The organism is Photorhabdus aegyptia (assembly GCF_000612035.1).
Taxonomy (GTDB): Bacteria; Pseudomonadota; Gammaproteobacteria; order Enterobacterales; family Enterobacteriaceae; genus Photorhabdus; species Photorhabdus akhurstii.
Genome location: NZ_JFGV01000026.1, coordinates 19,962 through 34,684, shown reverse-complemented (window position 1 = coordinate 34,684; position 14,723 = coordinate 19,962). Strand labels below are relative to the sequence as shown.

11 protein-coding genes are annotated in these 14,723 nt (G+C 43.2%); 6 read left to right on the top strand and 5 right to left on the bottom strand.

All coding sequences use genetic code 11. From position 1 onward, the window contains the following. Window positions 1-73 precede the first annotated feature (73 nt). Window positions 74-496 carry an NUDIX domain-containing protein gene (locus BA1DRAFT_RS09995; protein ID WP_036778425.1) on the bottom strand — a complete coding sequence of 141 codons (423 nt, stop codon included), beginning with the start codon at window positions 494-496 and terminating at the stop codon, window positions 74-76. 170 nt (window positions 497-666) lie between these two features. Then, on the bottom strand, window positions 667-2,376 hold the full coding sequence (locus BA1DRAFT_RS09990; RefSeq protein ID WP_235201021.1) for an AsmA family protein: 1,710 nt from the start codon (window positions 2,374-2,376) through the stop codon (window positions 667-669). Between the two features lie 563 nt (window positions 2,377-2,939). Between BA1DRAFT_RS09990 and BA1DRAFT_RS09985 the strand changes: the two genes are divergently transcribed. Next, window positions 2,940-4,481 (top strand): 4-hydroxyphenylacetate 3-hydroxylase family protein, encoded by a 1,542-nt coding sequence (locus BA1DRAFT_RS09985; RefSeq protein ID WP_036778466.1) that lies wholly within the window; start codon window positions 2,940-2,942, stop codon window positions 4,479-4,481. A 103-nt stretch (window positions 4,482-4,584) separates the two neighbouring features. Here the strand turns inward: BA1DRAFT_RS09985 and BA1DRAFT_RS09980 are convergent, their stop codons facing one another. Further along, window positions 4,585-5,970, bottom strand: a complete 1,386-nt coding sequence (locus BA1DRAFT_RS09980) for a uracil-xanthine permease family protein (RefSeq protein ID WP_036778421.1) — start codon at window positions 5,968-5,970, stop codon at window positions 4,585-4,587. 242 nt (window positions 5,971-6,212) lie between these two features. Here BA1DRAFT_RS09980 and gltS point away from each other — a divergent pair, with 242 nt between their 5' ends. The 3 genes from gltS to BA1DRAFT_RS09965 all read left to right on the top strand — a co-directional run bounded on the left by gltS (window position 6,213) and on the right by BA1DRAFT_RS09965 (window position 10,069). After that, window positions 6,213-7,421 (top strand): sodium/glutamate symporter, encoded by a 1,209-nt coding sequence (gltS, locus tag BA1DRAFT_RS09975; RefSeq protein WP_036778419.1) that lies wholly within the window; start codon window positions 6,213-6,215, stop codon window positions 7,419-7,421. A gap of 484 nt (window positions 7,422-7,905) precedes the next feature. Next, complete coding sequence (locus BA1DRAFT_RS09970; protein WP_036778416.1) at window positions 7,906-8,673, top strand: Fic family protein; 768 nt, start codon at window positions 7,906-7,908, stop codon at window positions 8,671-8,673. 652 nt (window positions 8,674-9,325) lie between these two features. Then, complete coding sequence (locus BA1DRAFT_RS09965; protein ID WP_036778413.1) at window positions 9,326-10,069, top strand: class I SAM-dependent DNA methyltransferase; 744 nt, start codon at window positions 9,326-9,328, stop codon at window positions 10,067-10,069. A 231-nt stretch (window positions 10,070-10,300) separates the two neighbouring features. On the opposite strand, the gene BA1DRAFT_RS09960 is transcribed toward BA1DRAFT_RS09965, so the two are convergent. Both BA1DRAFT_RS09960 and BA1DRAFT_RS09955 read right to left on the bottom strand, forming a co-directional pair. Then, window positions 10,301-10,594, bottom strand: coding sequence for a type II toxin-antitoxin system RelE/ParE family toxin (locus BA1DRAFT_RS09960; protein WP_036778412.1), 294 nt, complete (start codon window positions 10,592-10,594; stop codon window positions 10,301-10,303). Window positions 10,595-10,596: 2 nt separating this feature from the next. Beyond that, complete coding sequence (locus tag BA1DRAFT_RS09955; protein ID WP_012776389.1) at window positions 10,597-10,866, bottom strand: type II toxin-antitoxin system Phd/YefM family antitoxin; 270 nt, start codon at window positions 10,864-10,866, stop codon at window positions 10,597-10,599. Between the two features lie 851 nt (window positions 10,867-11,717). Between BA1DRAFT_RS09955 and BA1DRAFT_RS09950 the strand changes: the two genes are divergently transcribed. Further along, window positions 11,718-13,028 carry an RCC1 domain-containing protein gene (locus BA1DRAFT_RS09950; RefSeq protein ID WP_036778411.1) on the top strand — a complete coding sequence of 437 codons (1,311 nt, stop codon included), beginning with the start codon at window positions 11,718-11,720 and terminating at the stop codon, window positions 13,026-13,028. Window positions 13,029-13,110: 82 nt separating this feature from the next. After that, window positions 13,111-14,427 (top strand): RCC1 domain-containing protein, encoded by a 1,317-nt coding sequence (locus BA1DRAFT_RS09945; RefSeq protein ID WP_036778410.1) that lies wholly within the window; start codon window positions 13,111-13,113, stop codon window positions 14,425-14,427. Window positions 14,428-14,723 lie beyond the last annotated feature (296 nt).

Genomic DNA, 14,723 nt, shown 5'->3' with positions numbered 1-14,723 from the left:
AGTGGCATTAGATATGCCACTGGTGGTATTTTTTATATCATCAGTAGCAATAATAAGAGTCGTTTTTATAAAATTAAGCTTCGTTGAGTACACGCAGCATAAAGTCATCAAGTTCACTACGGAAATTGGCTATATTGCTCCATTGGTATTGCGCATGTTCAGGCGAAAGCTTAACTTCACCTGTGCATTTGACATTAAAATTTACCTGGAGGCATCGAGCCTCCTTAATAGAATATTCCACCGCGCTGAGAAAACCAATAACATCATCAAGCAGTAGTCCGGTCTCCTCTTCTATTTCACGAGATAGTGCTTGTAATAGATTTTCTCCTTTTTCTACACCTCCAGAAGGAATTTCCCAGAGATTTGGCGGCGATTCATCAGGCGCTCGTTGTAAGAACAGAATATTGCCATTTTGATCTCTGATGATGCCGCCGACAACAATACGGTCATAATTTTGTAGCGTGTTTTCAATAGATTCAGGCAGTATACACATCATTTCTTGTACCTTGTCACAACTTCAATGGGTAAAATTTAATTGCGTTTTTAACATATCAATATTAATACGGTTTTTCGGCTGATACTGATCGGAGATTTTATTAATGGATTGAAATAGGAAATAACTATTATAAGATTGAATCGGGCACATATGTACCCGAATATTCGTTACTATAGCTTAACAACCGGACAAGTTTCACAGTTTGATGTGGATATTTGCCCCTTATTGATGACTTGAGTTTCGTTGCCTGACTGTTTATTCGTGGCAGTCAATGAACCATCGATAGTACTTTTAATATCATCAGCAGCAAGATCTCCCTGTATTAACAGCGTGAAATTGCCTTTACCCTGTAATTTCAACGGCACCCACCGCCATTGAGGAAAAATCGCTAAATCTGCATTTATCCCCCGGAAATCTAACGTGAATGGCTTCTGTACCTGTTGATCTACAGTGCCTTTTATTTTCAGCAATCCATCATCGGTAGAAGCGTCTAATTGGTCGATGATCAGTTTATTTCCTTCTGTATGTAATTTAAGGTAAGGGCGACGTAATTCAACTTTGTTAAATGTTGCGCTGGTGGCACTGAGATTTGAAGAGCCGCTCCAAATCCCCCATTTCCCCTCTTTCAGTAACTCCATGTCATAGATATAACCGCTGAGAGCGGTAAGCTGGAATGGAAAATCGGGGTTAATATCAATCAATAAGCTGTTATTAATCGTCAGCTCGTTAATGGAAAATCCGGATATCCATTCAGGCAATGATTTTTTCAGTAGCTGATGCCAGTTTTGCGGCAAGGTATAAATTAAACCGGCAACTGTTGCATTGGTGATGTTGAATTGCTTTGTTTGGTGATTCCATTTCCCTTTGACGTGGAATAATCCCTTTTCCCAACGGGAAGTGAGATTGGAAATAGTGAGTTCATTGCCTGCGAGAAGAAGGTGACCAATAACATCGGTGAAATGGAGATCATTTAGCGTCGTATCCATGACATTGAAATCAATGATGCCCTCTTTTGCTTGCCAGCGTCCGTTAGCCAAACCGACATTTTTGACTGAGGCATCCAGATAGTTAGCAGACCAGTTTTTACCTTCCAGCTTGGCATTAGTCAGGCTGAGATCTTTGATGCTGACTGCGGGTAATGTGTTCGCTTTTAGCAATAACTCTTCAAGTGTCATTGGCGTTTGCCAACGAATATTGCTGATAAGTAAATTGCCCCACTGCCAGCTACCATCAGGCCGGCGTTGCCCATTACCCGATACCGAACCTTGTGCCAATATTGCACCAAATGAACGAATAGTCAGGGTATTTTGCTGGTTATCTCCTCGCATAATGACTTTTTCAAGAGAAATATCATTGAAATTCAGTTTGTCAGCACTGAATTGGAATTCCCCATTCCCTGTCAGCTTATTTGATGGTGGGTTCCAGGGGGTGATACCGCCGGTGATGTTTTGCCCTTGAATTTGCCAGTCCGCATTTTCTGACTGAATAGTCATCTGATTAAGTTGCAGAATATTGGCGCTAAAAGGGATGGATTGTGGCTGTCCTTTGATGGTTAATTGGCCCTGTTGCAATAACAGACGCTGAAAATGACGCGGGGAAGTGAATTGCTGCCAGTTGAAATCGAATGCGACAACTTGAGCCGCTAAAATGAAAGTCTGTTGCTGATTGCTAATGACAATATTGGAAAATGCCAGAGTGCCCGGTTGTGACCAGTTATGTTCGATATTGCCGATTTGAACCTGATAACGGCTGTGATGACTCAGCCATTGACTGAGCTGATGCGCTCCCCAGTTGGTCTGTATCACGACATAAACAGTGATTACTGCCAGTATTAGCAGTAATAACAGAGTAACCAGCGATTTTCTTAACCATCTCATCATCAGACTCCAATTTAATCGGCTTATAGCTTCCTTTTATGCCGTAATTTTGGTGTTCACTCAAGAGACAGTGAATAAAAATTATGAGCGAGGAGAAATTATTATTTGTAACATTTGTATAATTTAACAATAGAAATACCAATAAGTCACGGTGTTAGTTGTTATTTATAATGATTTCAGGGTATGTAATGAGGGAAATAATGAATTGTTCTTTATCGTTTTATCCTATTAAAATAAACTTAAGAGATTAATCTTAGTTTAATTGTATTTTTGTTTTTTTCATGCCTAAGTTTTTGTTATTAATAACTTGGCGCGTTTGTGTGAATTTGCTAATAATTATATTGTGTGATTAATATAATCGTTAAATCTATATTTTATTGCATGGAAATATAGCTAATGACATCTGAATGAATTAATGTATGGTTATAAATGGAGTAATGATCTTTTCTCGTCATTCCTTCTATTCCTTTCTCAGTTTGATTGATGATTGGAATAACATTGCATAGTTTATTTTTACCCATTTTCCGGCAAGTAAATAATGTAAGGAATCTTCTATGTCAGAAAACATGAAACAAAAATCGTCGAATGAAGGTAATATCCGCACAACCCGCCCACTTACAGGAAAGGAATTTCTGGATGGGCTAAACGATGGTCGGGAAGTCTGGGCTTATGGTGAACGCATTCACAATGTTGCCGACCATCCTGCTTTTCAAAATCCAGCTCGCGCTATGGCAAAACTCTACGATGCTTTGCACGATCCTGCTCATCGAGATGTACTGACTACGCCTACAGATACGGGGAGTGTTGGTGTGACGCATCCCTTTTTCCGTATACCGCACTCACAGCAGGATTTAATTGCTGATCGCGATGCTATCGCCGCGTGGGCCCGCATGAGTTATGGCTGGTTGGGTAGAAGTCCTGATTATAAGGCTTCGTTTCTTACCTCACTTGGCGTAAGACCGGATATTTATGGTGATTTTGCTGATAATGCAAAAAACTGGTATATCCGCTCACAGGAAAACGTATATTACTGGAATCACTCGATTATTAATCCGCCAATAGATCGTCATTTATCACCTGATGAAATTGGTGATATTTGCGTTCATGTTGAAAAAGAGTGTGATGATGGATTAATTGTCAGCGGCGCTAAAGTTGTTGCCACGGGATCGGCGATGTGTCATTACAACTTTATTGGTCATTACGGTTTACCAATCAAGAAACGGGAATTTGCGTTGGTTTTTACTGTGCCGATGAATTCTCCAGGAGTGAAATTAATTTGTCGTCCCTCTTACTCAATGGCGGCTGATAAAATGGGCAGTCCTTTTGATTATCCGCTCTCGTCCCGATTTGATGAGAACGATACGATAATGATTCTGGATAAAGTGAAGGTTCCTTGGGAAAACGTATTTATCTATGGGGATATAGATAAAGTTTCGTTATTTTTTGCTGAATCGGGTTTTTTCCATCGAGCTATGTTGCATGGTGTGACCCGATTGGCGGTTAAACTTGATTTTATTTCTGGATTGCTCCTTAAGGGGGTTGAAGCTACAGGAACGAAAGATTTTCGTGGCGTGCAAACACGGGTTGGTGAAGTATTGTCATGGCGTAATCTGTTTTGGGCGCTCGGTGATGCAATGATTAAATCTCCAGAGCCTTGGGGTGAAGATGCCCTATTGCCTCGGTACGACTATGGGATAGCTTATCGTTGGTTTATGACGCAGGGTTACCCGCGGGTAAAAGAAATTATTGAACAGGATCTGGGCAGTGCCTTGATTTATGTTAACTCTCATGCTCGCGATTTTTCCAACCCGGAACTGTCTCCTTATCTTGATAAATACATGCGTGGCTCCAATGGTTACAGCGCAGTTGAGCGAGTCAAGCTCATGAAACTGATTTGGGACTCTATTGGTACCGAATTCGCTAACAGGCATGAATTATACGAGCTCAATTATGCTGGCAACCATGAAGTTACCAGACTCGATGTATTATGGGCTTCCCAAGCCTCGGGCTTAGTGGATAAATTGAAAGGGTTTGCTGAGCAATGTATGAGTGAATACGATCTTGATGGTTGGGTTGGTAACGATTTTATTTGGCCTTCTAACTATTAATAGGTAGTAGGCGATAAATCATCATCACGCGCGATGATGAAATATACGTGCGTGATGAATTGATGTTGATTATATGTAACCTGATATCAGATTGTTAGAGAGATTATTTTTCCTGCGGAAACACGAGATTCAGAGTGATGGCTGTCAAACCACCGGCAGCAATACCGGAAGAGAGTAACGTTTTCAGCCAATCAGGAGCGAACTGTAAAATTAACGGTTGTTGAGCAACGCCCATACCAACCGCTAAAGATAGCGCGATAATCATAATTGCCCGGCGGTTAAGTGCCTCTCTAGAAACGATACGGATACCCGACGCGGCAATCGTACCGAACATCACGATAGTGGCACCTCCCAATACCGGTTCAGGGATCTGTTGTACAAATCCTGCCACCGCAGGAAATAGACCTAATAGCATCAACATTAGCGCCACGGCATAACCTACACGGCGGCTGGCAACACCAGTTAGTTGGATAACCCCGTTATTCTGCCCAAAACAAGAATTTGGGAAAGTATTAAATACGGCAGAAAGCATAGAATTTAGGCCGTTAGCTAAAACACCACCTTTAATTCGCTTCATATATAGAGGACCGCTGACCGGTTGCTCGGAAACATCAGACGTCGCGGTAATATCACCGATGGTTTCCAACGAAGTTACCATGAAAATCAGCATCAACGGGATAAGCAGATTCCAGTCAAAAGAAAGACCATAATAGAGTGGTGCGGGAATTGTCATGAGTGAACCATTTTCCTGTACCGTTGCTGGCGGCAGCATACCCATTAGCCAGGCGACAACATAACCGACCGCCATTGCAATCACCAGAGAAGCGACACGCAGATAAGGATTACGCTGGCGGTTCAACAAAACAATCACCGCCAACACAACACCAGCCAGAAACAGATTCTCTGGAGAGCCAAAAGTGTGATTTTCGATAGCAGAGAATCCACCGCCGATAGAGGTCAATCCAACCTGAATCAGAGACAAACCGATAATCATCACCACAACACCGGAAACCAACGGGGTGATAATTCTCCGGGCCAGATGCAATACGCGGGATAACAGAATTTCGGTAACGGATGCCGCCATCAAAGTACCGAATAACGCTGCCATCATGGTAGGAATGTCGGCCCCGCCGTTTTTTAATGCCAGCCCGCCCATAATCAATGGGGAAACAAAGTTAAAACTGGTCCCTTGGATGGAAAGCAAACCAGAACCGACAGGCCCCCAGGTTCGGATCTGGATTAATGATGCCAATCCTGAAGCAAACAGAGACATACTGATAATCCGCTGCGTATCGTGAGCAGGCAACCCTAGCGCTTGGCAGATCAAGATTGCTGGCGTGATGACCGCGACAAACATTGCCAGTAAATGCTGACAGGCAGCAAACAACGTTTGTGGCAACGGCGGCCGATCTTCTAAGCGATAAATCAATTCACTAGCTGGTTTTTTCGGGGGTATTGTTGCCGCTTGTTCGGGGGATGAGCTAAGCATGGTGTGAAATTCCGGGCTGACAAAGAACGCATTTTAATGATCAATTGTGTAAAAGCAATCGTTTGCTTAAAAATCTTGTTAGCTGCTGTGATTCTCTCTGGTCACATTTTTATATGTTTTAACTTGTGTTTGTTGCAGATTTTTTTTCTAATCCAGCGTTGCCTGCTTTTGGCGTTCTCTAAAGGATGAGTATAACGTCGTAATAACTTACATAATTTTAACAATATAGCTGGGGTACATAGATGTATCATCTTGATGTTTATGGCACGCTCGTTGCGTCTGCATTAGTACTATTACTTGGGCGCAAACTTGTACAATCAGTCCCATTTCTTGAAAAATACACCATTCCTGAACCTGTCGCGGGTGGCCTGTTAGTTGCTCTGATTCTTTTAGCGGTTAAACAAACAACAGGCTGGGAAATCAACTTTGATTTGTCTCTTAAAGACCCTTTGATGTTAACTTTCTTCGCCACTATCGGCTTGAATGCCAACCTTGCCAGCCTGAGAGCGGGTGGTAAGGTCCTGTTCACGTTTGTTTTCGTCGTTGTTGGCTTGCTGCTGGTTCAGAACACGGTGGGTATCGCTCTGGCTGAACTGTTAGGTCTGGACCCATTAATGGGCCTGTTGGCGGGTTCTGTTACGCTGTCTGGCGGTCACGGTACAGGCGCAGCTTGGGGTAAGCTGTTTAGTGAGCGTTATGGTTTTGAAAATGCAACAGAAGTGGCGATGGCTTGTGCGACTTTCGGTTTAGTACTGGGTGGTTTGATTGGTGGCCCGGTCGCTCGTTTCCTGGTGAGAAATACAAAAACCCCAGGGCTAAGGGCCGATGATACCGAAGTGCCGACAGCATTTGAAAAACCTTATACCGGGCGGATGATCACAGCATTAGTGATGCTGGAAACGATCGCACTGATTGCTATCTGCTTGATGGCCGGTAATTTTGTGTCTGAATTTCTGCAAGGTACATGGTTTGAATTACCGACATTCGTCTGTGTGTTATTTATCGGGGTTATCCTCAGTAACAGTCTGTCGGTGCTAGGTTTTTATCGAGTTTTTGACCGAGCGGTGTCTGTACTGGGTAACGTGAGCCTTTCCCTATTTCTGGCAATGGCGTTAATGAGCCTGAAATTGTGGCAGATGGCATCGCTGGCATTACCGATGCTGGTCATTCTCACCATCCAGGCTATCGTGATGGCGCTGTATGCAATTTTTGTCACCTATCGGGTGATGGGTAAAAACTATGATGCAGCGGTTCTGGCGGCGGGTCACTGTGGTTTCGGTTTAGGAGCGACACCTACCGCTATTGCGAACATGCAGGCGATTACCGATCGCTTTGGGCCATCCCATGTGGCGTTTCTGGTGGTGCCGATGGTTGGGGCATTCTTTATCGATATCGTTAACGCGATTGTGATTAAACTCTATCTGTTGTTGCCGGTATTCCCGGCGGTGTAGACAAATTGGCAAGATACTGCGCCAGCTATGCAGTTGGTGCAGTATTGTTGTTGTGTTCTTTAGTCATTATTCGCAACTAGGCGGCTACCAAGGGCCGCGCGTGTTCCAATTTGTCAGCCAAAACCTCATTTCATTTTTCCGCTAAGCTATGTTTGTGAAATAATGAATAATTGACAGTATATGGAACACCATTTACATGGTAAATAGTCAGACCGTTGACAAACCTTGTTAAAAATAACGGTGTCCGTGTGCTGCTTAACATCTGCAAAACTGCGCTCTATCGTCTCCTTTCGTCGTTTGTAAATCTTTTCTCCTCATGATTAATTCGCGGATAAATTCGAAATCAATGGCGGCATCGACTTGACGGACCAGATAATTTTTGGGGACCAGCTCGTCAAGCAGGAACGTTTCTGGTGAAATGGTCTTTTACTGTGTTTTACTTATAATTTAGCGCATTCAAATATAGTAAGAAGGATGAACAACGATGAAGCTTTTTAACGCTCTGGGGTTTCGTTGGGACAGATCTTTGGTTCCTCATATTGTTCCGATTCATTCTATTGAGCGGGTATGTTTCCGCTTTCATCGGATGCTACCGGAGTTTGTTTGGGATGCTAGCGTTCTTGAAGGCAATCCTTTTACTTTCCCCGAAGTGAAAACATTATTGGACGGTGTAACCGTCGGTGGTAGGAAGGTTTCTGATCAGGAGCAAGTACTGAATCTCGCAGAAAGTTCCAGATGCCTGTTATCTCTGGTGAAAAGAGGTCAATTTGAGTTGACCAAGGCTACGTTTACTGAACTTCATAGCATAGTTGCTCGCAATGAAGCTTTGGAATGGGGAACATTCCGTGGAGAAGGGCGGGAGACCAACTACACCCCAGATGTTAGTTTAGGTGAGTGTGGGCGGCATATTCCGTTACCTACCGTATCAGGCGCACCAGAATTGAACCGCATTTTTCAAGCCGGTGTGGCGGCATTGGATGAGTGTCAGTCTTTTGAAAAGGGAATCGCATTCTTCCTTTTTGGTGCGTTACAGCAATTTTTCTTTGACGGTAATAAACGTACTTCCCGTTTCATGATGAACGGTATTTTGATGTCAAACGGTATAGACGCCATCAGCGTGCCTGCGGCGAAAATACATGAGTTTAACGAAAAGATGGTCCGCTTCTACCTGAGCAAAGATGCCACTGAAATGATGGCGTTCCTAGTGGATTGTCACCCAGATGCAGAGCAAATTCGAGCGGCGAATAGATGAAATAATATTGGCAACCGGACAGGAGTAGTCATTCTGATAATAATACTTCTATCGCCTCTATCTATGTGACCGGGGTGAGTGCAGCCAACAAAGAGGCAGCTTGAAAGATAGCGGGTATACCGTTAAACATTAAAGGATGGAAATAGTTCCTCAAATAACGACGGATCATTGGCATCTCTTTATTGTTTAAACGACATAATTATTATAAGAATAATAGTTTCCACAAAACATATCATAGGTGTTTTATATTTATCTTATTTCCTCATATTTATCCAAAAATCAACCAGCATTAAAAAATTATATCTAATTCATCGCTAACGCATTAATATAAATAACATTTCATAATTCTTCTACGCGCGAATTTACTAACCTATTGTTATACATGGAATTATGAATGATATAAACGTAGAGCTATTTTGGAATCTTATTTATAACAAGAGAAAAACTTTCAGTAATTATTAATTCTTACTCAATAATATATTTCTTCGATAAATATACCCTATGGATTTCAAGATGCATCGCGACGGCAAGGGAGTGAATCCCCGGGAGCATAGCAAACTATGTGACTGGGGTGAGCGAGTGCAGCCAACAAAGAGGCAACTTGAAAGATGACGGGTATAAAGTATTTTGGCCTTTAGCTAAGGATAACAACATGAAAGATAACACTTTATATGGCCCTATTGCACATCTTTACGAGAGCTTTTCAGATGCTACTGACCATATCAAAGTAGAAATCAGAACTATCTTCAATCTGGCAGGAGATATACACGGGAAATCAGTGTTAGATTTAGCCTGTGGATATGGCCTCTTTAGTCGAGAATACAGAAATCGTGGCGCGTCGAAAGTCATTGGAGTCGATATATCAGAAAACATGATAGCGATTGCGAAAAGCAAATCACAACAATACGGTGACGATATCGAATTTCACGTAAGAAATGTCTGCAAGATGGAGTCGGAGTCATTTGGCAAATTTGACATAGTTAATGCAGCCTGGTTATTTTGCCATGCAGAATCTCTTGAAGACCTTGAAACTATGTTCCGTGTCATTGCCGCTCATCTCAAGCCTTCCGGTAAATTAATTGCGTATACCTTTGAACCTGATTATCGATTAGAGAAAGGGAATTATGAGAACTATTGTATAAAAATTCTGAGTGAAGAGCCGGTGAAAGACACCACTCTCGTGAAAGCTGAATTTCTTACCACACCACCCAGCCCTTTCACTATGTATCGTTGGAGTCGTGAACAATATCAAGCAGCGATCCAAAAGGCAGGGTTCAAACAATTTAAATGGCAAAAACCCATGCTGTTAGAAAGCGATATTGAGGCTCATCCCCCAGGTTTTTGGGATGATTATCAACGAAATTGCCTTGATACCGCTCTTGTTTGTCAGTTTTAACAAAATAATCCCCGAGATCTGTTGTCTTTCCTATACAAATCCCCCGATGAAGATCGCGGGATTTTTTTGAATTTCCCTCGTCCCGCTAAACAACTCTTCCTGACCTCCAGCCGGGATTCAGGTTTCTGAGGAAAACGGCGCTCGGGTAACTCACTCAAGCATCTGATAAAAAAGTTTAGCTGCTTATTTTATTGCTGATTAAATAAAGCGTCCCACGTTTTATCTCTTCATTTATAGATGGTTATGTGGATCTTGCGTCTGATGCAACACTGCCAACACTTCAATACCAGTCGGAACTTCCCGGTAGTAAATAATGTGGCTCTCTACGGGGAAACTCAGCACACCAAAATAAAGATCCTCACTGCGATCACGACCGGGGGATGGATGACGATCAAGAATTTCCGTCATAGTCACACGTAACGAAGTTGAATAAGCTTCCGCGACATTCGCCCCCCATCGGCGCATAGAATAGAGTTTGATTGCACGAATATGCTCTCTGGCTTTCTTTGTAAACCGGACACTCATCCTTAAGCCTTACCCTCAAGTTCATCAACCGTCAACGGTGCAAATACATCATCAATACTATGCAATTCGCCACGATCAGCTTGTGCAATAGATTCAGCCAGAACGGCTTTTAAATTCTGTAACTTGAGCTGTGCGAACTGATCATACTCTTCAGGAGAGATAACCACGGCTACACGCTTACCATGCTTACTAATTTCTACAGGTTCACGCTGAACTTTCATAAGCAGATCACCAAACTGGTTCTTAGCTAGTTGTGCGGGAATAATTTCCATACATCACCTACCGTCTAAAATGGCTCGAATAGCTATTATAGCTAAAGATGCATGGAGCTACCAGTAATCAAAATAGCTAACCGCCAACCAAGATGACTTTTGGGCACCAACGGTTTGTCGGACTCTCTCACGCAACAAGGCATGCTGATATTTCATTTTTGCCTTTACTGATGAGGAGTGTCTCAACAACATAAATGAGCGTCAATTTACCCGCGCCATTTGGTTCCGCAATGATTATCAATTAGTTTCCGAGAAACTTCGTCATTCAGGACTTAAAGAATATAGTGAATATGATTAGTTAATTTATTAAGTGTTATTTTGTTATTGCAGACCATTAACCAATGACTGAGAAAAATATAATAATTCAACTATCGAGTATTTACTTGAAATTTTATTATTCCCGTGCTCTACGAAATAGTTTTTAATGTAAATCCTAAAGAAACAAAGTAACTCATTTCTTTATAAATAGAAAATATATTTCGCCCCTCTTGGTGATTTTTGTTCTTTGCTTTACAGATAATACTTAGTAGATTAAGTTACATGTATGCGTATTAATAAAAGTAGCAATAAGGATGTACATCCCCCCTAAATTCTGTTGCCCAAGTCTCATAATTTTAATTTTTACGCTTTATCGATAAAAAATAATCTAAAACCAACTACCAAAAAATCAATTTAGTATTAACCTATAATTGTCAGTCGATAATTTTTTTCTATTATCTTCTTCATCAAAGAATAGTTAGTACTAAATTGCAGTAGAAATTCAGCTTAACCCGCAAGGGATAGGTTTTATGGCATAGATTCCCCTGTGGGTAAGAAGGTTAATCCGATATCACCATCATTAGGAGAATAATATGAATCAAAATAACGAACCCTCACCAAACATGGATGCCGAAGGTAATCCTATCAAGCAATATTGGCAACCGGACCGAAATAGCTCCTCTGAGAATAATACTTCCATCGTCTCTAATAACGAGTCAACCGCCATGTTATTGCCAAGTGGCAGAGTGATGACTTGGGGAAATGATTATAGTAGCCAAATCCCGCCTGACATTGCCGAATTGCAGGATATCGTCAGTATCAGTGCAACAAGTGAGGCTTTCGCGGCTCTGCGGAAAAACCGTAGCGTGGTCACTTGGGGGAATGAGGATAAAGGTGGTCAAATTCCACCAGAAATTGCCAAATTGCAGGATATTGTCAGCTTGAAGGCAACAGATTCTGCTTTTGCGGCCCTGCGGGTAAACGGTAGTGTGGTTGCCTGGGGCGATGAGAATTTCGGCGGTCAGGTTCCACCAGAAATCGCCAAATTGCAGGATATTGTTAGCTTGAGTACGACAGGTTCCGCTTTCGCGGCTCTACGGGAAAACAGTAGTGTCGTCGCTTGGGGAGATGAATATTCTGGCGGTAAGGTACCGCCTGAGATTGCAGAGCGGCAAGATATTGTCAGCCTGAGTTCAACAGTAAACGCATTTGCCGCCCTGCGGGCAAATCGGAGCGTGGTCGCTTGGGGACTTGAGAATTGGGGCGGGCAGGTTTCGCCAGAAATTGCCCAGTTGCAGGATGTTGTCAGCCTGAGTGCAACAGACTCTGCTTTCGTGGCCCTGCGGTCGAACCGCAGTGTAGTCGCTTGGGGCTTCAAAAATTCGGGCGACCAGGTTCCGCCTGAAATTGCTAACTTGCAGGATATTGTCAGTATCAGTGCAACAGGAACTGCATTTGCAGCCCTGCGGGCAAATCACAGCGTCGTCGCTTGGGGAAGCAAATATTCGGGTGGCAGTATTCCGCCCGAAATTGCTCAACTACAGGATATCGTCAGTCTGAGCACAACATATGGTGCTTTCGCGGCCTTGCGGGCAAACCGCAGTGTAGTTGTTTGGGGAGGCAATGGTATTTCAGCCCCGCCCGAAATTGCCGAATTGCAAGATATTGTCAGTATCAGTGCAACAGAAACCGCGTTTGCAGCCCTGCGGGCAAATGGTAGCGTAGTCGCTTGGGGATATGGCAGTTATCAAGGCAACCAAATTCCAGCCGGGATAGCCCGATTACAAGATATTGTCAGCCTGAGTGCGTCAAAAAACTCATTCGCCGTATTGCGGGCCAATGGTCGGAAAGTAGCCTGGGGTTCTGCTTACGACAATAACTTGCATCATGAATATGAAAATTAATTAACCCATTGGGCAAAGGTCTTACGGTACAAACCTCTTGTGGGTAAGGTAAATCCAATATGACCTTATTTAGGAGAATAAAATGAACCAAAATGACGATTTCTCACTAAACGGGGATACCCGCAGTAATTTTATAAATCAATACCGACAATCCGGTATAAATAGTAACTTTGATGACAAGATCTCCAGCGTTTCTAACGGGGCCAGCGCCATGTTATTGCCAAATGGCAGAGTGATCGCCTGGGGAGATGAGCGTTATGGGGGCCAAATCCCGCCCGAAATTGCTCAATTGCAGGATATTGTCAGTCTCAGTACAACAAGCTCTGCTTTCGCGGCTTTGCGGGCAAATCGTAGCGTAGTCGCCTGGGGGCTGAAAGATCGGGGCGGCGAGGTTCCGCCAGAAGTTGCTGAATTACAGGATATTGTCAGCATAAGTGCAACAAGAGGTGCTTTCACAGCCCTGCGGGCCAACCGCAGTGTAGTCGCTTGGGGGGCTTCGGACTCTGGCGGACAAATCCCGCCAGAAGTTGCTAAATTACAGGATATAGTCAGTCTAAGTACAACAGGTTTTGCTTTCGCGGCCCTGCGAGCCAACCGTAGTGTAGTCGTCTGGGGGGACAGCACTTATGGAGGTGAAATCTCTCCCGAAATTGCCAAATTACAGGATATTGTCAGCATAAGTGCAGGAGGTAGTGCATTTGCAGCCCTGCGGACAAATCGTAGTGTGGTCGCCTGGGGACTACTAAGCTCAGGGGGGCAAGTTCCACCAGAAATTGCCAGACTACAGGATATTGTTAGCCTGAGTTCAGCAAGTTCTGCTTTTACAGCTCTGCGGGCCAACGGTAGTATAGTTAGCTGGGGGATTGACAATTGGGGTGGCCAAGTCCCTCCAGACATTGCCAAATTACGAGATATTGTCTGCCTGATTGGTGGATATTGTGCTTTCGCGGCCCTGCGGGCCAACCGTAGTGTAGTTGTCTGGGGGAACAGTTTTTTTGGAGGTGTAATCCCGTCCGAAATTGCTACATTAAAGGATATCGTCAGCGTGGAAACAACAGGTTCTGCCTTCTCGGCCCTGAGAGCAGATCGCAGCGTGGTCTCCTGGGGTATCGATGGGGGAGGTAGTATCAGAGTCCCATCCGAAGTCGCCAAATTGAAGGATATTGTCAGCTTGAGAGCAGGTTCTGATATTTTCGCGGCCCTTCGGGCAAATGGTAGTGTGGTTGCTTGGGGATCCCCAAGATTGAATGCCCAGGTCCCCCCTGGAATAGCCCGATTACAAGATATTGTCAGCCTGAGTGCATCGGGAGGTTCATTCTCAGTCCTGCGGGCGAATGGAGAAAGATTAGCCTGGGATGTTGGTAACGATAATATAGTACACAGTGAATATGATGATTAATCCACTGTCATTATAAATTACTAAAAACCCTAAAACCAAGGCTGAGCTATAATACCTCGGTTCAGCCTATCGTTTATTCAATTTGAAATATTAGCTTTCCTGCTCTTGTTATTACCGAAGTAACTCACTTTTTTATAAATAGAAAATATACTGCGCCCTTTTTGGTGAGTTTTATTCTTTGCTTTATGGTTAATACTTAGTAAATGAAGTTACATGTTTACGTATTAATGAGATTAGCCATAAAGATGTACATCTTTATTAAATTATTCTGCTCAAACCTCATAATTTTAATTTTA